This is a genomic window from Achromobacter deleyi (assembly GCF_013116765.2).
GTDB lineage: Bacteria > Pseudomonadota > Gammaproteobacteria > Burkholderiales > Burkholderiaceae_B > Achromobacter > Achromobacter deleyi_A.
Map to the genome: position 1 here is coordinate 1,870,499 of NZ_CP074375.1, position 25,826 is coordinate 1,896,324.

The window sequence follows — 25,826 nt, forward strand, 5'->3', positions numbered from 1 at the left end:
CCAAAGGGGTTCATACCGCCAGACGCAGCGGGTCGAAGGTCAGGTAGCTTGCGATGGGGTCGGGCTGGCTGTTGCGCACGGCGGCGCCGGACGAGCGTTGCAGGAAGGCCCGGGTGCGCTCGCTTTGCGGCGAGCCGAAAATCCTTGAAGGCGGGCCGGACTCGACGATGCGCCCGGCCTCGGTGAAGTACACGGTGTCGCTCACTTCCTGCGCAAAGCGCATCTCGTGCGTGACCAGCATGCAGGTCAGGCCGTCCTGCACCAGATCGCGGATGACGGTCAGCACCTCGCCCACCATCTCCGGGTCCAGCGCCGAGGTCACCTCGTCGAACAGGATCAGTTCGGGCTGCAGCGCCAGCGCCCGGGCGATCGCCACGCGCTGCTGCTGGCCGCCGGACAGTTCGCCCGGATAGGCGTTCTCCTTATGGTCCATGCGCACCTTGGCCAGCAGCTCGCGCGCCCGCGCCTCGGCCCGGGCTTTCGGCTGGCCGCCCACCTTGATGGGCGATATCACCAGGTTCTGGAGCACGCTCAGGTGGGGGAACAGGTTGTACTGCTGGAAGACGAAGCCGACCCGCTTGCGCAGGCCGATGAACTCGGCCTCGGTCTTCAGGCCGTCCACGCGCACGCCGTCCACCTCGATGGCGCCGCGCTGCGGACGCAGCAGCCCGGTGATGCAACGCAGGATGGTCGACTTGCCCGAGCCGGACGGACCGATGATGGACACGGCCTGCCCCTGCCTGACCTCGACGTCGATGCCCTTCAGGACCTCGGTGTCGCCAAAGGCCAGGTGGACGTCCCGCAGGCTGACCAGCGGCGCGGATGGGGCGGCGCGCGCCCCGATGTCAATGATGCTCATGGCGTCGTTCCAGGTATCGCGTCCAACGCGCGATGGGATAGCAATAGGCGAAGAAGAGCGCCAATAGCGTGAAATAGACAAGAATGGTGAAATCGCTGCGGGCCACGGTGTTGCTGGCCACGGTGGCCGTGTCGACCAGATCGTGCACGCCCACCAGCGAGGCCAGCGAGGTGCTCATCGTGATGCTGGCGTACAGGTTCATCCACGACGGCAGCATGCGCCGCACGCACTGCGGCAGCACGATCATGCGGAATATCTGCGTGCGCCGGAACGCCAGCGACTGCGCGGCCTCCCACTGGGCGCTGGGGATAGACTGGATCGCGCCGCGGAAGATCTCCGCCACGTTGGCGCTGGCGGGCAGCCCCAGGCCGATGACCACCTTGATCCAGTCCGGGAACGGCACGTTCCACGAACCCAGGTTCAGCTCGAACGGAAATACATAGGTCGTGAAGTACACCAGCACCAGGATCGGCGCGTTGCGAAACAGCAGCACGTAGCCGCGCGTGAACCGCCGCAGCAGCCGCGACGGCGACAGCGACAGCGCGCCCACGACCAGCCCGATCGCCGTGCCCAGCGCCATGGCCAGCACGCTGATCTGGATATTCATGCCCAGGCCGCGCAGCAGGGCCGGCGACCAATGCCACAGCGACTTCACCGCCGCCGGCGTGGTTCCCGTCGCCGCCCAGGCGGCGCCCAGCGCGATCAGCGCCAGCAGCAGCACGAACCAGGGGTCGCGCAGCAGCACGGCCAGGACGCGGCCGGGCGGATGCGCCGATGCGCCCTTCAACACCAGTTCATTGGCCATAGCCGGGCATCCTCAAGCGGTCTTCCAGCCAGCGCCCGCCCACGCTGACCAGCCAGGTCAGCAGGCCGAAGTACAGCAGGATGAGCAGCAGCAGTTCCAGCACGTTGTCGCGGTGCGACCAGATCATGATGGACTCGTAGGTCACGTCGCCCACCGCGATGGCCGAGGCGATCGCGGTCATCTTCACCAGGTCCACCAGATTGTTGACCAGCGCCGGCAAGGCAAAGCGCAGCGCCAGCGGCAACTGCACCTGTGTCAGTATCTGCCGCCGCGAGAACGCCAGCGACCGCGCGGCCTCCATGGTCACGGACGGCACGGCCTCGATACCGGCGCGCAGGGCCTCCGCGTGGAATACGCCCTTGTGCAGCGCCACCACGATCACCACCCAGGCGAACGGCGTGATCGGATTGCCGCCGCCCAGCTTCTGCGTGATCAGCATGTTCAGCACCAGGAAGGCGCAATACAGCTGCACCAGCGTGGGCGTGTTGCGGGTGACTTCCACGAAGGCCTGCAAGGGCCGCGCCAGCCAGGCGCGGCCGCTGGTCAGCCCGGCCGCGATCAGCACGCCGAACAGCAGGCTGACGGGTATGGTCCAGGCGCACAGCTGCAAGGTCACCAGCAAGCCGTGGCCAAAGGCGGACAGTTCGCCCGGATCCTGCACAAAGCTGTAGTTCAGGCCCAGCGGCTTGAAGAATCCCACCCAGGCCTGCAGTACCGAATCGATCATGCAGCCGCCTCCAGCTCACGGGCCGGCGACAGCGCCGCCACCGCCTTCCCGATGCGCTCGATGGCGGCCTCGATGTTCGCGTCGGACGCCGCGAACGACAGCCGCAGGTATGGCGACAGCCCGTAGGCCGCGCCGCGCACCACCGCCACGCCTTCGGACTCCAGCAGCCAGTCCACCACGTCGCCGTCATGCGCTATCGGCCTGCCGTCCGGACGCCGCCTGCCGGTCAGGCCGCTTACGCCGATCCACGCAAAGAACGACCCTTGCGGGGCATGCACCTGCAGGCCGGGCACGGCGCCCAATCCTTCCGCCACCCGCTGCGCGCGGCGCGCATAGGCCAGCCTGGCGGCTTCCACGAAGCCGTCCGCCGCGCCCTGCAGCGCGGCCAGCGCGGCGGCCTGTCCCAGCGAACTGGGGCCGGACGACACCTGCGACTGCACGGCTTCCAAGGCGTGGATGAGCGCCTGGGGTCCCGTTCCCCAACCAATGCGCCAGCCGGTCATGGCGTAGGCCTTGGACACGCCATTGACGACCAGCACCCGGCCGGCCAGGTCCGGCGCCTCGCGCAGCAGGTGCGCGGGCGGCTGGCCGAACCAGATTTCCTCGTACATCTCGTCCCACAGCACCAGCACTTGCGGCGCGTCGCGCAGCACCTCGGCCAGCGCCTGCAATTCTTCGGCGCGGTAGACGGCCCCCGAAGGGTTGCCGGGCGAGTTCAGGATCAGCCATTTGGTGCGCGGCGTGATCGCATCGCGCAGCGCCGCGGGCGTCAGTTTGAAGCCGTCTTCGGCGGAGGTCCGCACAACGACGGGCACGCCGCCGTTGATGCGCACGGCATCCGGAAAGGTGGGCCAGTACGGCGCGGGCACGATGACCTCGTCGCCTTCGTCCAGGGTCGCGTTCAGCGCCAGGTAGATCACCTGCTTGCCGCCGTTGGAGATGATGACGTTGGACGCGTCCACGTCCAGGCCGTGACGCTGGCGGTAGCCGTCGGCCACCGCGCGGCGCAGCGCCGCGGTGCCCGCCGTGGGCGTGTACTTGGTCTTGCCCTCTTCCAGGGCGGCGATGGCCGCGGCCTTGATGGGAGCCGGGGTATCGAAATCGGGCTCGCCCGATGTCAGCACGATGATCGAGCGGCCTTGCGCCGCCAGGCGGGCCGCGCGGGCGCCGGCGGCGGCAATGGGCGACAGCTCGGCGCCGCGGGCGCGGCGCGCCAACGCGCCGGGAAACAGGGATTCAGTCATCACAGGACCTTTCCAGGATTCATCAGGTTCAGGGGATCGAGCGCCTGCTTGATGCGGCGCATCAGCGCCAGCTCCAACGGGCTCTTGAAACGGGGCAAGGCGTCGCGCTTGAACTGGCCGATGCCGTGCTCGGCGCTGATCGAGCCGCCCTGGGCATGCGCCTGCGCATGCACCAGGTCGTGAATGCGCTCCTCCAGTTCAAACAGGCGCGCCACCGGCTGGCCGGGGTCGTGCGACACGTTGTAGTGCAGGTTGCCGTCGCCCAAATGGCCGAAGGCCATCGGCCGCAAGCCCGGCTGCAAGGCCTGCAGCGCCTGGGCCGTGTTCTGCAGAAACATGGGCACGCGCGAAATCGGCACCGAGATGTCGTGTTTGACGTTGCCCCCGTCACGGGCCTGCGCCACGCCGATGGCCTCGTCGCGCAGCCGCCAGAACGCGCTGGCCTGCTGCAGGCTTTGGGCGACGGCGGCATCCGCCACCACGCCCGCCTCCAGCGCGTCTTGCGCCAGTTGCAGCAATGCGGCGCCGCTGTCGTCACCCGACGTCTCCAGCAAGGCGTACCAGGGCTGCGCCAGCGCCGGCAGCGGTTGAGGCTGCTCGGGAACGTGGCGGGCGACCAGCGCCAGCACGGCTTGGCCGATGAGTTCGAACGCGGTCAGCGCCGCGCCCAGGCGCTGCCGCGCAAGGGACAGAAAGGCCAGCGCCGACTCAATGGAGGCAAAGGCCACGAACGCGCTGTCCTGCCCGGCCGGCAAGGGATACAGCTTGAGGGTGGCGGCGGTGATCACACCCAGCGTTCCTTCGCTGCCGATATACAGGTCGCGCAAGGAATAGCCGGTGTTGTCCTTGCGCAGGCCGCGCAGGCCATTCCAGATCTCGCCCTCGGCCGTCACCACCTCCAGCCCCAGCGTCAGGTCGCGCGCATTGCCATAGCGCAGCACCTGGGTGCCGCCCGCGTTGGTCGACAGGTTGCCGCCCAGGGTGCAGCTGCCCTCGGAACCCAGGCTCAGCGGAAACAGCCGGTTCGCCTGGCTCGCGGCCTCCTGCACGTTGGCCAGCACGCAACCCGCCTGGACGGTGATCGTGTCATTGTCGGTGTCCACGGCCAGCACCCGGTTCAGCCGGCCCAGCGACAGCAGCACCGCCTGTCCGCTTGCGTCCGGCGTGGCGCCGCCCATCAGTCCGGTGTTGCCGCCCTGCGGCACCACCGGCACGCCGGCCGCGCGGCACAGGCGCAGCACGGCGGCCACTTCCTCGGCGTCCGCCGGACGCACCACCGCCAGCGCCCGGCCATGCAGCAGGCGGCGCTGGTCGGTCAGGAATGGCTCGGCGTCCGCGCCGGTCCAGACCCATTCCTGCCCCAGCCGTGCGCGCAAGGCCGCCAACAGCGATTCGGCGACGCCGGCCGTCATGGCTTGGCCTGCGCCTCGGCCGGCGCGCTTTCGAACTTCCCGGCTTGCGCCTGGATGCTGGCCTGCTTCAGGTAATCCGCCGGCACGCCGTAGCGCTCGGCCTGCTTCACCAGCAGTCCGCTCTTGTGCCAGTCGCGGATCACGCCGTCCACGAAGGCGCGCGTGTCCGCCTCGTTGCGGCGCGTCCAGATCACGGTGGGCGACGGTATCAGCTGGTCCGGGGTGGCCAGCTCGAAGTCGCTCCATTCCCGGCCGTTCGGACCGTTCAGCGTTTCATAGAGCGCCGGCTGGATATGCACCGACGCGTCGCTGCTGCCGCCCTTGAGCGCCAGCAGCGACTCGGGAATATTGCGCAGTCCCTTCACCACCGCGCCATACGTATCCTGCAGCGGCTTGGCGAAATTGCTGCCTTGCGACACGCAGGCCACCTTGCCCTTCAGGTCTTCCCAGCGCTTGATGCCGCTTTTCTTGGAAACCATGGCGGCGCCGCCGACCAGGTTGTACGGCGTGGGCGCGTAGCTGAGGATTTCGCTGCGCTCCTGCGTCCACTGGATGTTGGCGATCAGCAGGTCCACCTTGCCCGCCTGCAGGAACTGCACGCGGGTGGATGCGGTGACCGGCACCGTTTCCAGGGTGACGCCCAGGCGGCGCGCGATGTCCGCGCCCAGTTCGGTCTGAAAGCCCCCTACCTTGCCGGTGGCGGGATCCAGCAGGCCGAACGGCGGGCTGGCCCCGTCCACCCCCACCACGATCTTGCCGCGCTGCCTGATCCGGTCCAGCGTGGCGTCGGCCTGCGCGGCGCCGATGCCCAGGGCCGCCAGCGCCAGGGCGGCGGCGGCTTTCATGCGGTATTGCTTCATCATGATTTTTATCCGTCTGTGCGGGCGAGCGCTCAGCTGCCCTGCTTGTACTTGGCGTTGAGCTCCTGCAGCAGCGGCTGCGCCGGCTCGATACCCAGGCGTTTCTCGGTGGCGATCAGCCAGCCGGTGCGATGCCAGTCCTGCACCACCTTGTCGACGGCGGCGATGGTGTCGGACTCGCCCTTGCGGGTCCAGACAACCGAGTTGGCGGGCAGCACTTCGGTCGCGATGGGCGCGTGGTAATCGGCCCATTCCGGGTTGTTGCGCAACAGCGGATGGATCAGCGTGGAATCATGCACGGCCGCCACGCATTGGCCGCCGCGCAGCGCCAGCAAGGAATCCGAGGAACTCTTGTAGCCCTTGACCACGGCGCCATAATCGGCCGACAGCGGGCGCGCGAAGCTGCTGCCTTGCGACACGCACACGGTCTTGCCGCGCAGGTCTTCCCACTTGGCGATGCCGCTGTTCTTCAAGGTGGCGGCGGCGCCGCCCACGCGGAAGAACGGCGTGGGCGCATAGCCCAGGATCTCGGCGCGCTCGGGGTTCAGTTCCATGGACGCGATCAGCAGGTCGACCTTGCCCGAGATCAGGAATTGCGTACGGGTGGCGGTTTGCACCTGCACCAGTTCCGCCTTCACGCCCAGGCCTTTGGCCAGTTCGCGCGCCAGTTCGGGGTTCCAGCCCACCAGTTGCTGGGTGGCCGGGTCCAGCGAACCGAACACGCCGCCGTTGGCCAGCACGCCGATGGTGATGGTGCCGCGCTCCTTGACCTTGTCCAGCGTCGCGTCGGCCTGGGCCGCGCCGGCGGCAAGCGCCAGCGCCAGGGTGATTGCGGTGCGGGCCAGGCCCGGTGTCTTGTGGATAGCCATATCGTGATTGATGTGCAGTGAACGGAGGTCCATGCTGCGTGCCGCGCGGCGACAAGACAAAGAAGACTTTCAGATATGAATATGCGGCGCGCTATTTCAGCTTCACGTCCGCCGACGCGATCACCTTCCGGTAGGTGGCGATGTCGTCGCGCACCGTCTGGTCCACGGCCTCGGGCGGCGTGGCGGCGATGGTGAAGCCCAGGTTCTCCAGCAGCGCGGCGGTTTCGGGCTCGCGCAGCACCGCCACCACGTCGCGGTTGATCCGGTCCACGACGGCGCGCGGGGTGGAAGCGGGCGCGGCGAACCCCTGCCAGCTTTCCACCACATAGTCCGGCAGGCCAGCCTCCTGGATGGTCGGCACGTCCGGCAAGGCCTTGGACCGGTACGGCGTGGTAACCGCCAGCGCCACCAGCTTGCCGTTGCGCACGTTCTCGGTCGCGGCGGCCAGCGTGATCAGCATCGCGTCCACATGGCCGCCCAGCACGTCCAGCGTGGCGGGCCCGCCGCCCGGGTACGGGATCTGGTTGGTCTTGGCGCCGATGCGTTCGTTCAACAGTTCGACCGCCAGGTGCTGCAGGCTGCCCGTGCCGCCGGGCAAGGCCATCGAGATCTCGCCGGGCCGCTGCTTCACCAGCGCCACGAACTCCTGGAAGGTCTTGATGCCCAGGCCGGGCCGCACCACCAGCAGTTGCGGATTGACCACCGCCTTGGTCACGCCCTGCAGGTCCCGCACCGGGTCGTAGGACAGCTTGCCGGGCTGCAAGGCATTGAGCGACAGCGCGTCGCCGCCAAGCAGCAGGGTGTAGCCGTCGCCTCGCGCATGCGCCACGGCGGCGTTGCCGATCGCGCTGCTGGCGCCAGGCTGATTCTCGACCACCACGCTTTGACGCCACTTTTCACTGAGCTTCTGCGCCACGGTGCGCGCCAGCTTGTCGGCGCTGCCACCCGCCGATACCGGCACGATGATCTTGACCGGCCGGTTCGGATACCGGTTGGCGTCTTCACCCGGAACGGGCGCCGAGCCCGCGAAATTGCTCAGCAGCCCCGCGCCCAGCACCAGGCCGGCGATCAGTCCCAGGCCGGCCCGGAGGGCGGATTTTCGCTTGATGCTCATGCCGCCGCTCCCGCTACGCCGAATGCGCCGAAGGGCTTGCCCAGCACCGCATTCGAATGCCGCCCGTCCACGCCGACCGGAACCTCGCCCTCCAGCGTGATGCGGTACAACACCCGCTCATCGTCCAGGTATGCGAAGTCGCCCGGCCCCTGATGCGCGGTCGCGCGGTTGTCCCAGAAGGCGATGCTGCCGGGCTGCCAGCGAAAGCGCGCGGTGTATTCCGGCCGCGTGATTTCCTCGAAGAACAGGTTCAGCAGATGGCGGCTTTCCTCCTCGTTCACGTCCTTGATGCGGCGCGTGAAGCCGGGGTTGACGAACAGGGCGCGCTCGCCGGTCTCTGGAATCACCCGCACCACGGGGTGCTCGGACACCAGCGGACTGGCCTGCACGCGCTGCGCATAGACGGTCTGGTTGTCGAAATCGCCGTTGTAGCCGCCGAACTGGTGCCGCGCCCACAGGCCGTCGGCCAGCGCACGCAAGGCCGGCGACAGATGCTCGTAGGCGGCCACAAGATTGGTGAACACGGTGTCGCCGCCATAGGCAGGCACCTGGCGGCCAGCGCGCAGGATGGAGCCCGCCGGCGGGTTGACCACGCCGGTCACGTCGGTGTGCCAGCGCTCGCCGCGGCGGCCGGTGGTGGACCGGGACGAAATGGTGCGGATCTGCGGATAGCCTTCCGGCGGATTGGCATCGTAGGGATGCGCCGAGGTCGGCCGGCCGAAATATTGCGCAAACGCCAGATGCTGCGCGTGGTCGATGTGCTGGTCGCGAAAGAACACGACCTTCCAGCGCAGCAGCGCGGCCTTGATCTGTTCAACCTCCGAGCCGGTCAGAGGTTGCGTCAGATCCACGCCGTGGATCTCCGCGCCGGTGAAGACGGAAAGCGGCCGGATGTCCAGGCGCGTGCGTTCGAGTGTGGTCATGGGCTGCCCCGTTCTGTGATGTGTAAAAACAGAATAGGTGCGCCGCGCACGCCCAACAAATACCGATACGCAATGTGAAAATAGCCTGCTACGCGCGCTTTGCCGTCAAGAATGCCAGCATGCGCCGGGCCAGTTCGCGCGGCTGTTCCTCGGGCAGATAGTGGCCGCAGTCCTGCAGCACCCCGCCTTGCAGGTCGCGCGCCAAGGGGCGCAGCGCCTCGTGCAGATCGGGCGCGCTGCCGCGGTCTCCGCCCAGCGCCAGCACCGGCACGGTCAGCGGCGTGTCGCGCAAGGCGCGGTTCTGCGCCGCGTCCTCGGCGGCCGCGCGGTAGTAGCCCAGCATGCCGCGCAAGCCGCCCAGCGTCTGGTAGACACGCTCGTACTCGTCAATGTCGGCGCGGCTGAAAACACCGGGCTTGTTGGCCGTCTTGCGCGAGAAGAACCATTCGATCAGGATGCGCTCCCGTCCGGCCAGCAAGGCTTCGGGCAGGTCCGGCACACTGTTGAAGAGGAAGTGCCAGCTCTTCCAGTTGTCGGGCCCCAGCTCAATCGCGGGCTTGAGCGTCACGCCCGGAATGTTGGCATCCAGGAGCACCAGGCGCTCGACTTCGTCGGGGTGGCGCGCGGCGTAGGGATAGGCGATCCACGCGCCGATATCGTGGCCGGCCAGCGCATAGCGCGTCAACCCCAGGGTATGGAACAAGGCCCGCAAGCGCTCGCCCGCCGTGCGCGTGTCGTAGCCGTCCAGCGGCTTGTCCGAATCTCCCTGGCCCGGCAGGTCCACGGCGTATACCCTGAAGTACGGCGCCAGCAGCGGCATCACGCGCCGCCATGCGTACCAGCTCTGCGGAAACCCCGCCAGCAGGATCAGCGCGGGGCCCGCGCCGCCCTCCACCACGTGATATCCCAGGCCATCGACCAGCTCGCGGCGGTGCCGGAACGTCACGCCATCCAGCGCGAAGGCGTCTGCATTCGAAAGTGCGTCCATCGTTGTTTTCTTCCTGGTCAATGCAGCGCGCCGCCGCCCAGCTTGACGTCCTGCGCGACCGCCAGCGACGTCGCCACGATGATCTGCACTCCATGCACCAGCACGTCCAGCGCCAGGCTGGGCTGGCCCGGATGGCGCGAAGCCATCTCGGGCAGGTACGGCACATGCACGAAGCCGCCGCGCAGGCCGGGCCGTTCGGTGGCGATGTAATGGGCCAGGCCGTAGAAGATGGTGTTGCAGTTGTAGGTGCCCGCGGTCAGCGACACCGACGCCGGCACGCCGCCGGCGCGCAGATCGCGGACGATCGCCTTGATGGGCAGGGTCGAGAAATACGCGGCCGGACCGCCTTCCACCACCGGCTCGTCGATGGGCTGGCGCCCTTCGTTGTCGGGAATACGCGCATCGACCACATTGATCGCCACGCGTTCCACGGACACGTCGCTGCGTCCGCCCGCCTGCCCCAGGCAGATCACCAGGTCAGGCCGGACATCCTCGATCGCCTGGCGCAACACCCCCACCACCTTGCCGATCACGCACGGCAGCTGGCGCGCCGCCAGCCGCGCGCCGGCGACGGTCTGGCCGTCCAGGCGCCTGGCGGCCTCCCAGGATGGGTTCAGCGTTTCGCCATCGAAGGGTTCTATTCCGGTAATCAGCACGGTCGGCATTGCGGCTTCCTGGTTGTGTTCCATGCCGGCCATGGTAGAAGCGCCCATCAAAATTCTTGAAATAGATAATCGCTATTCGTACTATTGACGGCATGAATCTTTCATCGGTCGATCTGAACCTGCTGGTGACCTTCGAGGCGTTGTACGAAACGCGCAACGTGACGCTGGCCGGCCAGCGCATCCATCGCGCCCAGCCATCGGTCAGCAGCGCACTGAACCGCCTGCGCGGCGTCTTCAAGGACGAGCTGTTCCTGCGCACGGCCGAGGGCATGCAGCCCACCCCCCGGGCCACGGCGCTAATGCCCGCCATCAGCGCCGCGCTGGACCAGATACGGCACGCGCTGGAGCAAGGCGCGGGCTTTGACCCGCGCGCGGCGCAGGGGCAGCGATTCACCGTCGCGGCCAGCGACTACGCCGACATCGTCATCGTGCCCCACATCGTTGCCCGCCTGCGGCGCGAAGCGCCCGGCGCGGACCTGCGCGTCGCCCGGCTGGACCGCGCCACGATCTACGAGCAACTGGACAACGGCAGCGTCGACATCGCCATCGGCGGCCACCTGACGCCCCCCAAGCGCATGCGCGTGACGCCGCTGTACGAGGAACAGTTCATCTGCATCGCCGACAAGCGGCATCCCGCCCTGCGCGGGCGCAAGCTGGACCTGGCGCGCTACACGGCGCTGCCGCATGCCCTGTTCGTGCCCAGCGACGACGGTTCGGCGCGCGGCGTGGTGGACGCCAGCCTGGCGCGGCTGGGCCGCAAGCGGCGCGTGGCCTGCACGTTCGCGCATATCGTCGCCCTGCCCCACGCAGTGCTGGGCACGGACCTGATCGCCACGCTGGCGCGGCGCGCCGCGCTGCGGCTGGCGGGCAGGGATTTAAGCCTGCGGCCCCTGCCGCCCGAGATCGACCCCGGCCCCTTCGGCATAGACATGATCAGCAGCCGCCGCGCCCCGGCGGATCCGGCCCTGGCGTGGCTGCAGGGGCTGGTCGAAAACGCGGTACGGGACCTGGGCGGCCAGGCGCCGCCGTACACCGCTGCTACAGGCCGGGCACCGTCGTGAACCCGGTGAAGAACGCGCAATGGCCGGGGTAACCGGGCCGCGCGTCGCACGCTTTCAGGCAGCCCGGCTTGCCGCCGGGAAAGCTCGCCGACACCGACATCGCGAATCCATAGGTGGGCGTCGTCACATCGAAGCTGCTTTCGCACACCGCCTTGGTGCTGTAGGCGAAGGTCATGCCCTCGCGCCGGCCGTTGATGGAAAACTCCACCTGGAAGCTCTCCAGGCTGTTCCATCCCGGCCGGGGCAGGACCAGGAAGCGGTAGTGTCTGGCGTCCTTGCGCTGGCCGAAAATCTTAAGATGCGCGGTGGACGAATCGGTCTTGGGCGACGGATACGGCAAGGCCAGCAGCGCCCGCGGATCGCCCAGCACGCCCAGCTCAAAACCCAGGCCCTTCTGATAGAACGGCACGTCGATGCTGGGATAGCCCGAGAATTCGACGCGCGGCTTGGCGCTACCGTAGACCAGGGACTTCGGGTCGTAGTCGGGCGCGCGGGCGAAGGCCACGTCCAGCGTCAGCACGGCATCCTCCGCTTTGGCGTCTTCGCTGCGGATGTGTTTCTCGTAGACGTCCGCGCGGCCGGCGCAGCCTGCCAGCAGCGCGGCCAGCGCCAGGGGCAGCACGCGCCTGCAATGAAAAGCCGGGATCCGCATCACGTCATTGCTCCTTCGAGGCCGGGGCGGCAAGCGGCGCGGAGTTCAGTCCCTGGCCGTTGAATTGCCAGCCGTCCTTGCCTTGCTGCCAGCGGAAATTCCGGTTGATCCAGTCGGCCTGCATATTGCCGTACAGACGGCGCTGGTCGATACGCTTGCCCGCGTCGAGCGCCTTTCTGGCGACCTCGTAGCTTTCGTCCCACAGTGGTTTGAAGGCTTTGCCCTGCATCGCCCTGGTGAACGGCACGCGGGCGTAAGGTCCGTCTTCCGCCTTGCTCAGCCGGATCTCGTCATCCAGCAACAAGGCGCCGCTGCGGTTGTCCGGCGACACCGATACCAGCATGGGGACCGAGCGGACATACTCCTTGGGCAGCAGATGCTCGAACCACAGCACCTGCCCCGTCGACGTCACCAGCGCGCGCGAGCCGGCCGTGAACAGCAGCAGATCCTGCCGCCCGGGCTGCGCCAGCCCCAGATCCGGGTCCCGGGTATCCACGGTGGGACTCAGCACCCGGGCAAGCGGCGTGTCGTTCTGCACCGCGATCAATATCGTGCCCACGCCCATGAAATCGTTCGAGACCGCCAGCAGCACGGGCTGCCCGCCTATCGTCGGCCCCAGCGCCCTGACGTGGATGAACTCGTACGCGTTCAGGGGCCGGTAGGTCTGGCCGCGATACTTGATCTGGCGCAGGCGGGAGTCCGCAACTCCCTCCAGCTGGAAGGCGCCCAGCGTCTCGGTGACCTTGCCGCGGGGCGCGGCCGGCATAGGCGCGGCCTGCGTGGACGCCGCGACCTGCGCTTGCGTTGCGGCAGGCGTCGACAGCATCAAGGCCAGCGCAACGCCGGCGCACATCAGGGCAGTCGGCTTATGGCAAGGAACAACGGTTTGATGCGGATGTGGCACAGCTTCCATGGCAGGGATGGCCCGTTTGGGAAGTGCGCATTCTATATGGCTGGCCCCCGCCGTTGAGAGATAGCAGCAACCCAGCACCCGTTCCAATCGTATGGGATCCCTTCCCGCTGGACCCGGCGACCATCGCCGTGCTGCTCACGGCGTTGTCTCTTCCTCTTCCGAAGAAGCGCCGGCAGACAGGCGCAGCAGGCAATCCGCGTCCAGCGCGCCGAGGTCCACCACGCCCATCAGCCCCATGTTGCGGCGGACTTCCTCGACGATCAGCGCAATGGCATGCGCCACGCCGCGTTGTCCGACCACCGCCGCCGCATAGTTGAATGGCCGGCCCACGAACACGCAGCGCGCGCCCAGCGCCATCGCCTTCAGCACGTCCGACCCGCGCCGCACGCCGCTGTCCAGCATCACGTCCATGCCGCCCGCCGCATCCACGATGGCGGGCAAGGCCTGCAAGGGCGAGATGCTGCCGTCCAGCTGCCGGCCGCCATGGTTGGACACGATGACCGCGTCCATCCCCAGCGCCCGCGCCGAGCGCGCATCGTCCGGGTGCAGAATGCCCTTGATCACCATCTGCCCCTTCCAGCGGCGGCGGATCGCCGCCACATGCTGCCAGTTCAGGTGGCCACGATCCGAAAAGTCCCGCAGCACGTTGGCCGACAGGATGGGCGCGCCGCGCGTCGCGTAGTTGTTCTCGAAATGCGGCATTCCATGGCGCGCCAGGGTACGCAGAAACGTTCCGAACAGCCAGCGCGGATGCGTCAGCCCCTGCCAGGCCAGTCCCAGGCTGGGCCGCAGCGGGGTGGAGAAGCCTGCCCGCACATTGTTCTCGCGATTGGCGGCAACCGGCGTGTCCACCGTCAGCACCAGGGTCGACACGCCCGCGGCGGCCACCCTGTCGATCAGGGCGGCGATCCGCGCGTCGTCGCCCGGCAGATAGGCCTGGAACCAGGTGCCCGGCGCGGCCTCCATCACAGTCTCCAGGCGGATCAGGGACGACCCGCTCATGATGCAGGGGACGCCGGCCTCGAAGGCCGCGCGCGCCAGCACGATGTCCCCGCGATAGGCAGACAGCGCCGATATGCCCATGGGCGCCACGCCCACGGGCGCGGCGTACTCGCGGCCCAGCACCGAGACCCGGGTGCTGCGCCCGGACACGTCCACCAGCACCTTGGGCCGGAAACCGTATTCGGCAAAAGCCTGGCGGTTGCCGCGTTCGGACTGGCCGTCCTCGACCGCGCCGGACACGTAGGCGTAGATCGGCTTGGGCAGGCGCTTTTTGGCCGCGGGCTCGAAGTCATGCAGGCTGAGCAGGTGGCGCAGAGGGTCGGACATGCTGGTGCTCCTGGTGGCGCCCGGCCCGTGGCGAGCCGCCGCGCCGTTGTCGTCGGTGATGGCGGGATGACTATAGGCGCGGCTCCTGTTTGAATAAAGTGACTTTATCGACGTTGGTTATTACACTTTTATTCGCCCTGAAGCTGCGGCCAAAACCTTTCCAGCCCCGCCATGACTCTCAAGCAACTCGAAGCCTTTTACTGGGCCGCCACCTGCAAGAACTTCGCCATCGCCGCGAACCGGCTGAATATCTCGGTATCGTCGCTGTCCAAGCGCATCGGCGAACTGGAAGCCTCCATCGGCGCCGACCTGTTCAGCCGCAGCGCCCGCAGCGCCACGCTGACGGCGCTGGGCGAACAGCTGGTGCCGCACGCCAAGGACCTGCTGCGCAATGCCGACCAGTTCATGCAGCAGGCCAGCAGCAACCTCACCTATTCGGGCCGCTGCCGCTTTGGCGCTGGCGAACTCACGTCACTGACCTGGATGCCGCGGCTGATCGACACCATCCAGCGGGCGCATCCCAACCTGCTGGTCGAGCCGTTCGTGGGCGTGGGCGAACTGGTGGAACGCGGCCTCGAGGAAGGCGAACTGGACTTCGCGGTGATCGCCGGCCCGTCGTCGCGCGCCTCGATCGCATCGCGCCTGATCGGCAGCGCGGAATTCGAATGGGTGGCGTCGGCCCGCGCCGTGGTCGATCCCGCAACGCTCACGCCCGCCGATCTGCCGGGCCTGACGCTCATCACCTTGCCGCAAAGCTCCGGCGCCATCCGCATTCTGGACGACTGGCTGACGGAGCAGCGCGTATCGCCCGGCCGCAACCAATGCTGCAACAGCTGGGGCGGGATCGCCGGCATGCTGCGGCAAGGCCTGGGGCTGGGTTTTCTGCCCGCCGCCTGGGCGCGGATCCTGATCGAACGCGGCGACGTGCAGCCATTGCCAGGCTTTGCTCCCTTGCGCCCCCTGCCCTACACCTTCCAATGGCGCCGCGATGACACCCGGCCCATGCTGGAAAGCCTGCGCGCGCTGGCCGAAGACTGCCTGGACTTCCACGCCCCGACCGGCCTGGTGTAGTCACGCCAACCGCAGCCATGGCAATTCCGAATAGTTTCTAAAAAGCGATTCATCGAGCCGAAAATTATTCGCTTTATCTCCAATTTGGCCAAGGGTAGAGTCGCCTCGAAAGCACACCCACGGAGACAAAGCGCTATGCCGGATTCTGGATTCACCCTGCAGGACTGCCCGCCAGGCCCTGACCGCGACACCCTTGCCGCCTACCGGGACCTGGCGGTGGCCAACATCAGCGATGCGATGAGCCGCGCCACCGGCACATCCGCGCTGCGTCCCATGCACCGCACCCGCCGCATCCTGGGCCGCGCCTACACGGTGCGCACCCGCCCCGGCGACAACCTGATGGTGCACAAGGCCATCGATGCCGCCCAGCCCGGCGACGTCATCGTCGTGGACGCAGGCGGCGACATGAGCAACGCCATCATCGGCGAGATCATGGTCGGCTGGGCCGCCCGGCGCGGGCTGGCCGGCTTCGTCATCGACGGCGCCATCCGCGACAGCGAAACGCTGGGCGCGGGCGACTTCCCGGTCTATGCGCGCGGCGTCGCGCATCGCGGCCCCTACAAGGACGGGCCCGGCGCCATCAACGTGCCGGTGACGATAGACGGCATGGTCGTCCTGCCCGGCGATCTGCTGGTGGGCGACGCCGACGGCCTGCTGGCCATCCGCCCGGACGAAGCGCCGGCCATCGCGGCGCGCGTGCGTGCCATCGCCGAATCCGAGGCGAAGGTGCTGCAGGACATCGAGCGCGGCGCGCTGGACCGCGGCTGGGTCGACGCCACGCTCAAGGCCAGGGGCGTGCTGTGACGGCGCTTGCGAAGGACAAGACGGCCAGGCTGTGCCGGCTGGACCTGTGGCTGAACCCGGTGTTCGACGAGATCATCGGCGACGCACCCGGCATTTCGCTGTCGGTGCTGCCTGCGCGCGGCGACGACGCCCGCACGCTCGCCGGCCTGAAGACCGCGCACGCCTATCACGTGTCCGCGGCCAAGGACGAGCTTCCCCGCCAGTGGTTCGTGAACGCCGACCTGATCGCGCAATGCCCGGACCTGGTGTGCGTGTCGTCCGGCGGCGCGGGTTACGACACGGTCGACGTGGCCGCCTGCACGGCGGCCGGCATCGCGGTGGTCAACCAGGCCGGCGGCAATGCCGCGTCGGTGGCCGAGCATACCTACGCGCTGCTGCTGGCCGTGCAGCGCCGCGTGGTCGAATCGCACAACCGGCTGCGCCACGACACGGGCTTTACCCGCGAAGACCTGATGGGCCATGAGATCCACGGCGGCGTCATCGGGCTGGTGGGCATCGGCCAGATCGGCACGCGCGTTGCCCGTATCGCTCAAGGCTTCGGCCTGCGCGTGATCGCGCATGACCCGCTGCTGGACGCCGGCACCATCCGCAGCCGCGGCGCGGAACCCGTCACCCTGGACCAGCTTCTGGCGCAATCCGACGTCGTGTCGCTGCATTGCCCGCTGGACGCCTCCACCCGCGGCCTGTTCGGCGCGCGGGCCTTCGCGGCCATGAAGCCGGATGCGGTGTTCATCTCGACCGCGCGCGGCGGCATCCACGACGAGGCCGCGCTCCACGATGCGCTGCGCGCCGGGCACCTGCGCGGCGCCGGCCTGGACGTATGGGAGCAGGAACCCCCCGCCCCCGATGCCCCGCTGCTGGGCCTGGCCAACGTGGTGGCCACGTTTCACACGGCGGGCGTCACGCATGAAGCGCGGCGCAATGTCGCCCGCTCGTCGGCCACCCAGCTTATCGCGATGCTGCGCGGCGAGCGGCCACCTCAGCTCGTCAACCCCGAGGTCTGGCCTGTCGCCGCAGCCCGCATCGCAAACCTGAAATAACAGCGCGGCAACAAGCCGCCGATCCATCCCAAGAGGAGACAACCCATGCAACAACAATACAAGCGCCGCACGCTGCGCACCCTGGCCACCCTGCTGGCGGGCGCCGCCCTGTTTAGCGGCGCCGCGCAGGCGGCCGGCTATCCGGAACGTCCCATCAACCTGATCGTGTCCTACGGGCCTGGCGGCGGCACCGACCTGGTGGCCCGCATGATGGCGCCCTTCCTGCAGAAGTACCTGGGCGGCGACGCGCGCATCGTGGTGCTGAACCGCCCGGGCGCGGGCGGGGCCATCGGATTCACCGAGCTGGCCCGCGCGCAAGCCGACGGCTATACCATCGGCTTCATCAACACGCCCAACCTGCTGACCATCCCGATCGAGCGCAAATCCAACTTCAGCTGGCAGAGCTACGACCTGCTGGGCAACCTGATAGACGATCCCGGCGCGTTCTCCGTGCTGAAGGACAACCCGCTGAAAAACCTGGCCGACCTGTCCGCCTATGCCCGGCAGAACCCCGGCAAGGCCACCGTCGGCACGACCGGCACGGGCTCGGACGACCACCTGGCCATGCTGCGTTTTGAGCGCGCATCCGCCACCAAGCTCAGCCATATTCCCTACAAGGGCGCGGGCGAAGTGCGCGGGGCGCTGGCGGGCGGCGAGATCACCATTGGCGCCATCAACGTGGGCGAAGCGCTGCAATACCAGAAAGGCGGCACGCCGCTGCGCTTCCTGGGCCAGATGGGCAAGACGCGTTCGGCGGCGCTGCCCGACGTGCCCACCTTCAAGGAACAGGGATATGACTTTGAACTGGCTTCGCTGCGCGGCCTGGCGGCGCCCAAGGGGCTGCCGGACGAAGTGCGCGCGAAGCTGGTCGACGCCGTGAAGCGCACGGTGGACGATCCGGCGTTCCAGGCCAAGGCGAAGGAAATGTTCGCCCCGCTGCGCTACCTGCCGCCGGCGGACTACGCCCGGGAACTGGCTGCCGGCGAAGTGGAATTCCAGCAGCTATGGAAGGACGCACCCTGGCTGGACAAGTAAGCGCCTGCCAGCCCCCAGGCCTGTTCAGACCGAAAAGAGTTTCGCACCGGCCCTAGTTGGGCTTCTCGTCTTCGCCGGCGTAGCCGTCGATGTATGCGCGGCCCGAGCAGCGCACCATGGCCACGCAGGCCGGGTTGCCGGTCTTGGCCGTGCAGGCGGCGCGCGATTGGTCGCGCGCCGTCTTCGGGTCGGGGTTCAGCGCCGTGAAGCTGGTGCCGCGGCCCTTGGTGCCCTTGGCCCAGGCCAGCCCGACGCAACTGTCCGTGTAGGTCAGGACCTTGGTGCAGCCCACGCAGTCTTCCCATTCCAGCAACTTCGACAGCGCGTCGTTTTCATTGGGATAGCCGTCCGAGTAGACCAGGTCGCCAGATTCTTTTTCGGCGATGGCGCCCCAGTAGGCGCGCTGGTTCAGCCGGGCCGACAGGGCTTCCAGTTCGGCGGGCTTGGCGCGCGCCGGGGCCTGCATGTCGGCGGCGCTGTAGCCGGGGCCCACGCACAGCGGCATCGTCGTCAGGCGGCACTTCCCGTCCGGGCTGCCCGCCGTGCAGCGGCGGATAGCCTTCTTGGCCGCCATCTCGGGCGACACGCTGTTGCCGGGGAACAGATCCTGGACCGAGTTGCGGGCGTAGACCATGCAGCTGTCCGAGAACCAGCTCAGCACCTTGCAGTCCTTGCCGCCGGCGCGCCGGCACTCGGCCAACGCCGCGGCCTCGGCTTCCTTGCCCGACGTTTCCGGTAGCTCCCAGTAGATCTTGGAGTGCTTGCCGTCGGTGGCGATGCCGCCATACAGCTTCTCGGCGGCATGCGCCGCGGGAGAGGCCAGGCCTGCCACCAGGGCAAGCGCGGCGAACGCAACGCGGATCAAGGAAAGAAAGCGGGCAGGCATCATCGTCGGTTACCGGATCGAGTGAATTTAGCGGGGACGATCTTAGCAAAGCCCTCCCTGCTCTGTCCCTCTATGCGGGCCGGCCTCCGGCATATTGCGTAACAAATTTCACATCTCGTTGACCGGAATATGGCCCCGTTTTCCGGTAAAAATGTCGGACTTTCTTAAGCAGGACGTAAGCGCGCAGCGCGCTCGCCCCCGGACACAGAGTCTTCGCCCGCGAATGGCTTGTCACGAAGAGACACAAACATGAAGCCGCAACAGCACAATCCGACCCGCCTCAAGCCACGCCTGCTGTCCGCATGCCTGATCGTCGCCGTGGCCGGCCTGGCCGGCTGCGCCCCCATGCCCACCGGCGGCAGTTCCACCATGCCGTCGCTGGGCCAGCTGTTCAAGTCGGGCCTGTCGTTTTCGCCCAGCGTGAACGTGGCCAAGAACATGGAAGGCCGCTCCATCAACGACGCCATCGCCGCACTCGGCGAGCCCTCCAAGAAGCGGCCCGTGGGCAATACGATGGAGTTCGAATGGTCGGACTACCAGACCGCCCCCTACTCGGAATGGGTGGTCGACAGCACCAGCCAGCAGGTGGTCGGCATGATCGCCGCCACGCCCACCTCGGCCGCCACCCCCGTGTTCCAGACGAACAGCACCGGCCACTACTCGAACCGCACGCGGGTCTACGAATGCACCGTGCTGATGCGCATGCAGGACAGCGTCATTACCGATACCAGCGTCGATGGCAATGTGTGCCCTGAATTCATCGCGTCGCTGCGCAAATGGGCGGGCGAGAACGAGATGAACAATTACGTCGTGAAATGACCGCCGCGGCGCTGCCCTGGCAGCGCCTCCGCTGAAGTCCACGGAACCATTTCCGGACTTTTGTTACTTAGTCCTCCACATAGCTGTAACTTTCCCAAAAAAGCCGGTCCCTGCTGACCGGTGACGGCGCCATGGCGCTTGCGCAGCGCCGGCACGTCGCGCGCGTATACCGAGGAAGGCTCGCAGTCCGCTTCTGGAGGAATACGCTTTGAATCACATCTACCGTCTAGTCTGGAACCGCAAGCTGCGCGTGTGGCAGGCTGCGTCCGAACTCGCGTCGCAGTCACGCGGCGGGACCTCGTCCGCGAGCGCCTGTGTAACGGCTCGCGCGCCTCGTCATGCGCTGCGCGTGGCGCTGGCTATCGGCCTGTCCGCATTGAGCACCGCGGTTCAGGCCGTCTGCACCGATTCAGGCGCCAACGTAACGTGCATGGGACCGGCCGATCCGGTATCGCCCAGCTTCAGCAGCGCCATGAACAACCTCGCCGTCACCGTGGCCCCAGGCGCGACCGTCGGGGTTCCAGTGGCCGACCGCGGCACGGCAATGGCCCTGACCGGCACCAATGTGACGTTGACGAACGCCGGCGGGATCGACGTCAATCTGTTCGGAGACCGCTACGTGTTGTCGACGGGGCTGCTGGTCGGCAATGCCTCCGCCAGCACCCTCAGGGTCTACAACATGGCCTCGGGAACCATCGCCGGCAGCATGGGCTTGATTGGCAGCAGCCTCCCCGACGTGGACGGCATGGCGCTGGTCGTGCAGAACGGCACCGGCGGCCTCAGCCATCTGAGCAACGCGGGCATGATATACAGCAAGCCGCTCGCGGCCTTGACGATGGCCGGCGAGGATATGCCGGTGATCGCCGCCAGCGGCGGCGGTCAGGTGAACTTCGTCAATGAAAGTACGGGTACGATCACCGGCCGCATCGCGCTCGCGGCTTCCGGTAGCCCTGGGGCAGGCAACAGCTTCGTCAATGCCGGCACCATCGCGGGCAGCGTGTCGCTAGGCCAGGGCGGCAGCGCCAATACCTTTACCGCCGTGTCCGGCTCCGTGCTCACGCGCGGGAATGGCACCGCCACGGCGGACCTGACCGTAGCCGGCATGGCGGGCCTGCGCTATGCCCCCCCCGGCAAGGTCGACGGCGGCGCTGGCGGCAGCAACACGCTGGTCCTGCAAAACGTCCTGCCGACGGCGGGCACGGGCAGCGGGACCGGCGGCGCGGTCACCACCATCTACGGCGACACCTATCTCAACTTCCGGAATGTGCGCATCAACAGCGGCACCTGGAATCTGGATGGCTCGTCGCTGGTAAGCACGGGCAGCGGCAATATCGAACTCAACGGCGGCCTGGCCAACCTGGCGAATATCGGCGTGTTCGGCCCGAGCCAGATCAACGCCCGGGGCGGCAGCATTTCGGCCGGCACCGCCGGCCTGACGTTTGGCAACACCATCGAGCTGGGCGTCGGCGGCCTGACGACGACGGGCGCGAACAGCTTCTCCCTGTCCGGCCTGCTGACGGGGACCGGGGGCCTCAATGTCACCGGCATCGGCACGCTCAGTCTGCGCGGGATCAGCAACTACACGGGCGGAACCACTGTCGGCGGCACTGCCTCCCTGACGGGCGACACCAACAGCCTGCAAGGCAATATCGTCAATCACGGCTTGCTGACATTCTCCCAAAGCAGCAACGGCGCCTATGCCGGCGCCATCTCCGGCTTAGGCTCGCTGCGCAAGGAAGGCGCGGGCACGCTGACGCTGGGGGGCCAGAACACCTACGCCGGCGGCACGACCATCTCGGCCGGCACGCTGGCGGTCGGCCCGAGCGGCAGCCTGCCCACCGGGGCAGTGAATGTGCAGACCGCCACGACGCTGGATCTGAGCAACGCGGGCAACCAGACGCTGAGCACCCTGGTGGGCTCGGGCAGCGTCCTGCTGAACGCGAATACGCTGACCCTGGACGGCCCCCTCAACGGTATGTTCAACGGCGTGATCTCGGGCGCGGGCGCCCTGGTGAAGGCGGGCACGGGCACCCAGACCCTTGCCGGCGCCAACACTTTCACGGGCGGCGTGACGGTAAACGGCGGCACGCTGTCCCTGGCGGGCGGCAGCCTGCGGGCGGACTCGGCGGTGGCGGTCAACACCGCCGGCACGTTCGACTTGTCCGGCGGCGGCAGCCAGACCCTGGGAACACTGAGCGGCAATGGCGGCGAGGTAAGGCTTGGCGTCAACACCCTGACTTTGGGCGCGGGAGCCTACGCAGGCGTCATCTCGGGCACGGGCGGCCTGACCAAGACGGGAACCGGCACGCTGGCCTTGAACGGCGCCAATACCTATACCGGCGCGACCCAGGTGACCGGAGGCGCGCTGCAGGTCGGCGCGGATGCCTCGCAGGCCACGGCCCGCGTCAACGGCAACATCACCGTGGCAAACACCGCCAGGCTGGGCGGCTTTGGACAGGTCAACGGCGACGTGATCGTCCAGGCCGGCGGCCGCCTTGCCCCGGGCAATCCGGGCGGCGTGTTCACCGTCAATGGCGACCTGACCCTGGCTCAGAACAGCGTGGCCGAATTCAACCTGGGCGCGTCCGGCCTCAGCCACAGCGTGACGGTCAACGGCAACCTGCAATTGGGTGGCGCCCTGCTCAACGTACAGGATGCGGGCGGCTTCGGTGTAGGGGTATACCGGCTGTTCGATTACACCGGCTCGCTGACCGCGTCCAACGGCGGCCTCCTCCCGTCGTCCGCGGGCTTGGGCATTCAGATAAACAGCGATTCCAAGCAGATCAACCTGATCAGCACGGTGGGCGTGGAGCTCAATTTCTGGAACGCCGACAAACTGGCCAGCCCCACCCAGATGGGCGGCGGCTCCGGCGTCTGGTCGTCGACCGCAGCGAACTGGACCGACGCCACCGGCAGCGTGACCGCGCCCCGCCAGCCCGCGGACGCCTTCGCGATCTTTGGCGGCGCCCCCGGCATAGTGACGGTGACCGGGTCCCCCATCGCTGCGCAAGGCATGCAGTTCATCAGCGACGGCTACGTGCTGGACGGCAGCGCCCTCGCGCTGACCGGCACCACGCCCGGCGCACTGGGCGAAGTGCGTATCGGCGACGGCAGCGCGGCCTCCGCGGCCTGGACCACCACGATCGACAATACGCTGACCGGCGACGGCATCAACAAGACCGGGCTGGGCACCCTGGTGCTCAACGGCGCCAATGCCTACACGCAGGCCACGCGCCTGAGCGCGGGGACCTTGTCGGTGTCGCGCGACGCCAACCTCGGCGACGCGGCGGCCGGCCTGGACTTCCAGGGCGGCACGCTGCGCGTGACCGGCACGGCCTACCATGCCACGGCCCGAAACATCAGCCTGGGCGCGGCGGGCGGCGGCTTCGACATCGCCGATGCCGGCAACACCTACACCGTGGCGCAGTCCCTGGCGGGCAACGGCCGCCTGGCCAAGCTGGGCGCGGGCACCCTGGTGCTGACCGGAAACAATGCCTATCTTGGCGGCACGTCGATCCAGGCCGGCACGCTGCAGGTGGGCGATGGCGCAACCTCGGGCAGCATTGCCGGCAACGTCGATATCGCAGGCGGCGCCACGCTGGCCATCAAGCGCAGCGACCGCGTGCTCTTGGGCGGCAATGTCAGCGGCGCGGGCGAATTGCGCCACGCCGGCACCGGCGCCCTGGTGCTGACGGGCCAGAATACCTACACCGGCGCCACCACGATCGAATCTGGTCTGCTGCAGGTCGGCGATGGCGGCGCCTCGGGCTCGCTGGCCGGCAACGTCGTCAACAACGGCAGCCTCGTCTTCAACCGCTCGAACGATTCCGTCTATGGCGGCGCGCTGTCCGGCGCGGGCGCGATGGCCAAGCTCGGCGCGGGCGCGCTGGCCCTGACGGGCGACAGCAGCGGCTACGCCGGCGCCACCCAGCTGTCGGCCGGCACCCTGCAGGTCGACGGCAAGCTGGGCGGCACGGTCCAGGCCGCCGCCGGCACGACGCTGGCAGGCGTCGGCACACTCAACACCGTGACGGTCGGCGCCGGCGCCACGCTGTCGCCGGGCAACGCCGGCTCTCCCCTGGGCCGCATGACCCTGCTGGGCGACCTGAACTTCCAGCCCGGCTCCGCCTATCGCGTTGCCACCACCGCCGACGGCCAGCACAGCAGCGTGCACGTGGCCGGCACGGCCAACCTGGCGGGCTCGGTCGTGCAGCTTGCCCAGAACGGCAACTATGCCCCGTCGACCACCTACACCATCCTGACAGCCGGCAACGGCGTGCAGGGGCGTTTTGACTCGGTCTCCAGCAACCTCGCCTTCCTGACGCCCTCGCTGTCCTACGACAGCAACAAGGTCGACCTGGTCGTGAACTTGAAAGAAGTGCCCGCCGACAATGGCGCGGGCACTCGCCCCATCCAGTTCGTCGACGCCGCCTTCACCGGCAACCAGCGCGCCGTGGCCCGGGCACTGCAAAGCCTGAGCTCCGGCAGTGCGCTCTACCAGCATGTGCTGAACCTGCCCAAAAACTCGCCCGCCGCGGCCTTCAACGCCGTCTCCGGCGAATCGCACGCCAGCGCCATCTCGGGCCTGCAAGGCGTGACCAGCACCTTCACGCAGGCGCCGATGACGCGCCTGCGCGCCAACCTCAACGCAGGCTGGATGCCCGGCGTGCCGACCGCCCAGCTGGGCCTGGGCGACGCGGCGGCGCTGCCTCAAGCGGCCGCGCAACCACTGTGGACGCAGGTATTCGGCAACTGGACCACGCTGGCCGGCAATGACAACGCCGCCAGGACGACCCAGTCCGACGCCGGCGTAACCGTCGGCGGCGACCAGGCCGTCGGCGGCGGCTGGCGCCTGGGCGGCGCCCTCGGCTACACCAACAGCCGCAGCCGGACCAGCGACCGCGCCTCCAGCTCCGAAGCCGACAGCTACAGCGTCACCGTCTATGGCGGCAAGGCCTTCGAGACCGGCGCCGGCAAGATCAACCTGAGCCTGGGCGCCGCCTATACCTGGCACGACCTGGACACCCAGCGCAGCACTGCCGCCGCGGGCTTGGACCAGACCCTGAAGGCCAGCTACGGCGCCAGCACCGGCCAGGTCTTCACCGAGCTCGGCTACGCCGTGCCGCTGAACGACCGCATCACGCTCGAACCCTTCATCGGCGCCAACTACAGCGACCTGCGTACGCGCGGCTTCTCCGAAACGGGCGGCGACGCGGCGCTGCGCGGCGAAAGCGGCCGCAACAGCGTGACCACCACCACGCTGGGCCTGCACGCGCTGACCACCTTCGAAAGCGCGGGCGCACGCGGCCATGTGCATGGCACGCTGGGCTGGCGCCATGCCTTCGGCGACCTCAACCCGGCCAGCACCCTGTCCTTCGTCCAGGGCAGCGACTCGTTCACGGCCACCGGCACGCCGATCGCGCGCGACGCGGCGGTGATCGAGCTGGGCGTGGGCATGGAGGTCAGCAAGCGCACCACGGTGGGCCTGATCTACGGCGGCCAGTTCGGCCAAGGCAACCGCCAGAACTCCGGCACACTGGACGTGCGCTACCGGTTCTGAGCGTCCCCGCAAACGGCGCTACAATCCGCGCCGGATTCCAGACGGCCCGCGCCCCGCGCGCGGCTGCCGGCTAGCACCCCAGCGCATGGCATGGCCCCCCGGGGGCCAGGCAGACAGCCAAGCAGGCCATGCGCATCCCCCTGGCTTTACCTAACGGTCGTCCGGTAGCACCGGATTTTTTTGCGCTTTT

Annotated in this window: 22 protein-coding genes; 7 read left to right on the forward strand and 15 right to left on the reverse strand. The window is 68.2% G+C overall.

Translation table 11 applies throughout. From position 1 onward, the window contains the following. Positions 1 to 10: 10 nt before the first annotated feature. The 11 genes from HLG70_RS08395 to pcp form a co-directional block, all read right to left on the reverse strand. Positions 11 to 859: an amino acid ABC transporter ATP-binding protein gene (locus HLG70_RS08395; RefSeq protein WP_171662216.1), complete on the reverse strand. Its 849-nt coding sequence runs from the start codon at positions 857 to 859 to the stop codon at positions 11 to 13. Beyond that, positions 846 to 1,664, reverse strand: a complete 819-nt coding sequence (locus tag HLG70_RS08400; RefSeq protein WP_171662215.1) for an amino acid ABC transporter permease — start codon at positions 1,662 to 1,664, stop codon at positions 846 to 848. Before HLG70_RS08400 ends, HLG70_RS08395 begins: the two co-directional genes overlap by 14 nt. Next, complete coding sequence (locus HLG70_RS08405; RefSeq protein ID WP_171662214.1) at positions 1,654 to 2,391, reverse strand: amino acid ABC transporter permease; 738 nt, start codon at positions 2,389 to 2,391, stop codon at positions 1,654 to 1,656. The genes HLG70_RS08400 and HLG70_RS08405 overlap by 11 nt, the downstream gene beginning before the upstream one ends. Further along, complete coding sequence (locus HLG70_RS08410) at positions 2,388 to 3,635, reverse strand: aminotransferase class I/II-fold pyridoxal phosphate-dependent enzyme (RefSeq protein ID WP_171662213.1); 1,248 nt, start codon at positions 3,633 to 3,635, stop codon at positions 2,388 to 2,390. The genes HLG70_RS08405 and HLG70_RS08410 overlap by 4 nt, the downstream gene beginning before the upstream one ends. After that, entirely contained in the window at positions 3,635 to 5,047 is a 1,413-nt protein-coding gene (locus HLG70_RS08415) for an FAD-binding oxidoreductase (protein ID WP_171662212.1), read from the reverse strand. The genes HLG70_RS08410 and HLG70_RS08415 overlap by 1 nt, the downstream gene beginning before the upstream one ends. Further along, on the reverse strand, positions 5,044 to 5,907 hold the full coding sequence (locus HLG70_RS08420) for a transporter substrate-binding domain-containing protein (RefSeq protein WP_171662631.1): 864 nt from the start codon (positions 5,905 to 5,907) through the stop codon (positions 5,044 to 5,046). Before HLG70_RS08420 ends, HLG70_RS08415 begins: the two co-directional genes overlap by 4 nt. 32 nt (positions 5,908 to 5,939) lie before the next feature. Next, a complete protein-coding gene (locus tag HLG70_RS08425; RefSeq protein WP_171662630.1) occupies positions 5,940 to 6,776 on the reverse strand; it encodes a transporter substrate-binding domain-containing protein in 837 nt (278 codons plus the stop codon). Between the two features lie 91 nt (positions 6,777 to 6,867). Beyond that, entirely contained in the window at positions 6,868 to 7,890 is a 1,023-nt protein-coding gene (locus HLG70_RS08430) for a Bug family tripartite tricarboxylate transporter substrate binding protein (protein ID WP_171662211.1), read from the reverse strand. Next, positions 7,887 to 8,813, reverse strand: coding sequence for a TauD/TfdA dioxygenase family protein (locus HLG70_RS08435; RefSeq protein WP_171662210.1), 927 nt, complete (start codon positions 8,811 to 8,813; stop codon positions 7,887 to 7,889). Before HLG70_RS08435 ends, HLG70_RS08430 begins: the two co-directional genes overlap by 4 nt. 88 nt (positions 8,814 to 8,901) lie before the next feature. Beyond that, a complete protein-coding gene (locus tag HLG70_RS08440; protein ID WP_171662209.1) occupies positions 8,902 to 9,801 on the reverse strand; it encodes an alpha/beta fold hydrolase in 900 nt (299 codons plus the stop codon). 17 nt (positions 9,802 to 9,818) lie between these two features. Next, complete coding sequence (gene pcp / locus HLG70_RS08445) at positions 9,819 to 10,466, reverse strand: pyroglutamyl-peptidase I (RefSeq protein ID WP_171662629.1); 648 nt, start codon at positions 10,464 to 10,466, stop codon at positions 9,819 to 9,821. A 92-nt stretch (positions 10,467 to 10,558) separates the two neighbouring features. Between pcp and HLG70_RS08450 the strand changes: the two genes are divergently transcribed. Next, a complete protein-coding gene (locus tag HLG70_RS08450) occupies positions 10,559 to 11,527 on the forward strand; it encodes a LysR family transcriptional regulator (RefSeq protein ID WP_171662208.1) in 969 nt (322 codons plus the stop codon). Here HLG70_RS08450 and HLG70_RS08455 read toward each other — a convergent pair. The 3 genes from HLG70_RS08455 to HLG70_RS08465 form a co-directional block, all read right to left on the reverse strand. After that, positions 11,505 to 12,179, reverse strand: coding sequence for a hypothetical protein (locus HLG70_RS08455; protein ID WP_171662628.1), 675 nt, complete (start codon positions 12,177 to 12,179; stop codon positions 11,505 to 11,507). The genes HLG70_RS08450 and HLG70_RS08455 overlap by 23 nt on opposite strands. Positions 12,180 to 12,183: 4 nt before the next feature. Beyond that, on the reverse strand, positions 12,184 to 13,032 hold the full coding sequence (locus HLG70_RS08460) for a hypothetical protein (protein WP_234103004.1): 849 nt from the start codon (positions 13,030 to 13,032) through the stop codon (positions 12,184 to 12,186). 195 nt (positions 13,033 to 13,227) lie between these two features. Further along, positions 13,228 to 14,421, reverse strand: a complete 1,194-nt coding sequence (locus HLG70_RS08465; RefSeq protein WP_171662207.1) for an alpha-hydroxy acid oxidase — start codon at positions 14,419 to 14,421, stop codon at positions 13,228 to 13,230. A gap of 171 nt (positions 14,422 to 14,592) precedes the next feature. Between HLG70_RS08465 and HLG70_RS08470 the strand changes: the two genes are divergently transcribed. From HLG70_RS08470 to HLG70_RS08485, 4 genes are all read left to right on the forward strand, one after another. Next, complete coding sequence (locus HLG70_RS08470; protein WP_171662206.1) at positions 14,593 to 15,492, forward strand: LysR family transcriptional regulator; 900 nt, start codon at positions 14,593 to 14,595, stop codon at positions 15,490 to 15,492. 135 nt (positions 15,493 to 15,627) lie between these two features. Continuing rightward, positions 15,628 to 16,296, forward strand: a complete 669-nt coding sequence (locus tag HLG70_RS08475; RefSeq protein ID WP_171662205.1) for an RraA family protein — start codon at positions 15,628 to 15,630, stop codon at positions 16,294 to 16,296. Beyond that, positions 16,293 to 17,336: a hydroxyacid dehydrogenase gene (locus HLG70_RS08480; RefSeq protein WP_171662204.1), complete on the forward strand. Its 1,044-nt coding sequence runs from the start codon at positions 16,293 to 16,295 to the stop codon at positions 17,334 to 17,336. Before HLG70_RS08475 ends, HLG70_RS08480 begins: the two co-directional genes overlap by 4 nt. 45 nt (positions 17,337 to 17,381) lie before the next feature. Further along, on the forward strand, positions 17,382 to 18,371 hold the full coding sequence (locus HLG70_RS08485; protein ID WP_171662203.1) for a tripartite tricarboxylate transporter substrate binding protein: 990 nt from the start codon (positions 17,382 to 17,384) through the stop codon (positions 18,369 to 18,371). A gap of 52 nt (positions 18,372 to 18,423) precedes the next feature. Here the strand turns inward: HLG70_RS08485 and HLG70_RS08490 are convergent, their stop codons facing one another. Then, a complete protein-coding gene (locus HLG70_RS08490) occupies positions 18,424 to 19,260 on the reverse strand; it encodes a DUF4189 domain-containing protein (protein WP_171662202.1) in 837 nt (278 codons plus the stop codon). A gap of 246 nt (positions 19,261 to 19,506) precedes the next feature. On the opposite strand from HLG70_RS08490, the gene HLG70_RS08495 reads away from it, so the two are divergent. Both HLG70_RS08495 and HLG70_RS08500 read left to right on the forward strand, forming a co-directional pair. Then, positions 19,507 to 20,076 carry a hypothetical protein gene (locus HLG70_RS08495; RefSeq protein WP_171662201.1) on the forward strand — a complete coding sequence of 190 codons (570 nt, stop codon included), beginning with the start codon at positions 19,507 to 19,509 and terminating at the stop codon, positions 20,074 to 20,076. Between the two features lie 208 nt (positions 20,077 to 20,284). Beyond that, a complete protein-coding gene (locus tag HLG70_RS08500) occupies positions 20,285 to 25,636 on the forward strand; it encodes an autotransporter domain-containing protein (protein WP_171662200.1) in 5,352 nt (1,783 codons plus the stop codon). Positions 25,637 to 25,826 lie beyond the last annotated feature (190 nt).

Coding starts and splice junctions, on each gene's coding strand:
- HLG70_RS08415 (WP_171662212.1), bottom strand. CDS start 5,047: ATGACGGCCGGCGTCGCCGAATCGCTGTTGGCGGCCTTGCGCGCACGG.
- HLG70_RS08440 (WP_171662209.1), bottom strand. CDS start 9,801: ATGGACGCACTTTCGAATGCAGACGCCTTCGCGCTGGATGGCGTGACG.
- HLG70_RS08435 (WP_171662210.1), bottom strand. CDS start 8,813: ATGACCACACTCGAACGCACGCGCCTGGACATCCGGCCGCTTTCCGTC.
- HLG70_RS08430 (WP_171662211.1), bottom strand. CDS start 7,890: ATGAGCATCAAGCGAAAATCCGCCCTCCGGGCCGGCCTGGGACTGATC.
- HLG70_RS08410 (WP_171662213.1), bottom strand. CDS start 3,635: ATGACTGAATCCCTGTTTCCCGGCGCGTTGGCGCGCCGCGCCCGCGGC.
- HLG70_RS08400 (WP_171662215.1), bottom strand. CDS start 1,664: ATGGCCAATGAACTGGTGTTGAAGGGCGCATCGGCGCATCCGCCCGGC.
- HLG70_RS08420 (WP_171662631.1), bottom strand. CDS start 5,907: ATGAAGCAATACCGCATGAAAGCCGCCGCCGCCCTGGCGCTGGCGGCC.
- HLG70_RS08450 (WP_171662208.1), top strand. CDS start 10,559: ATGAATCTTTCATCGGTCGATCTGAACCTGCTGGTGACCTTCGAGGCG.
- pcp (WP_171662629.1), bottom strand. CDS start 10,466: ATGCCGACCGTGCTGATTACCGGAATAGAACCCTTCGATGGCGAAACG.
- HLG70_RS08475 (WP_171662205.1), top strand. CDS start 15,628: ATGCCGGATTCTGGATTCACCCTGCAGGACTGCCCGCCAGGCCCTGAC.
- HLG70_RS08460 (WP_234103004.1), bottom strand. CDS start 13,032: ATGTGCGCCGGCGTTGCGCTGGCCTTGATGCTGTCGACGCCTGCCGCA.
- HLG70_RS08455 (WP_171662628.1), bottom strand. CDS start 12,179: ATGCGGATCCCGGCTTTTCATTGCAGGCGCGTGCTGCCCCTGGCGCTG.
- HLG70_RS08395 (WP_171662216.1), bottom strand. CDS start 859: ATGAGCATCATTGACATCGGGGCGCGCGCCGCCCCATCCGCGCCGCTG.
- HLG70_RS08425 (WP_171662630.1), bottom strand. CDS start 6,776: ATGGCTATCCACAAGACACCGGGCCTGGCCCGCACCGCAATCACCCTG.
- HLG70_RS08485 (WP_171662203.1), top strand. CDS start 17,382: ATGCAACAACAATACAAGCGCCGCACGCTGCGCACCCTGGCCACCCTG.
- HLG70_RS08470 (WP_171662206.1), top strand. CDS start 14,593: ATGACTCTCAAGCAACTCGAAGCCTTTTACTGGGCCGCCACCTGCAAG.
- HLG70_RS08490 (WP_171662202.1), bottom strand. CDS start 19,260: ATGATGCCTGCCCGCTTTCTTTCCTTGATCCGCGTTGCGTTCGCCGCG.
- HLG70_RS08495 (WP_171662201.1), top strand. CDS start 19,507: ATGAAGCCGCAACAGCACAATCCGACCCGCCTCAAGCCACGCCTGCTG.
- HLG70_RS08465 (WP_171662207.1), bottom strand. CDS start 14,421: ATGTCCGACCCTCTGCGCCACCTGCTCAGCCTGCATGACTTCGAGCCC.
- HLG70_RS08405 (WP_171662214.1), bottom strand. CDS start 2,391: ATGATCGATTCGGTACTGCAGGCCTGGGTGGGATTCTTCAAGCCGCTG.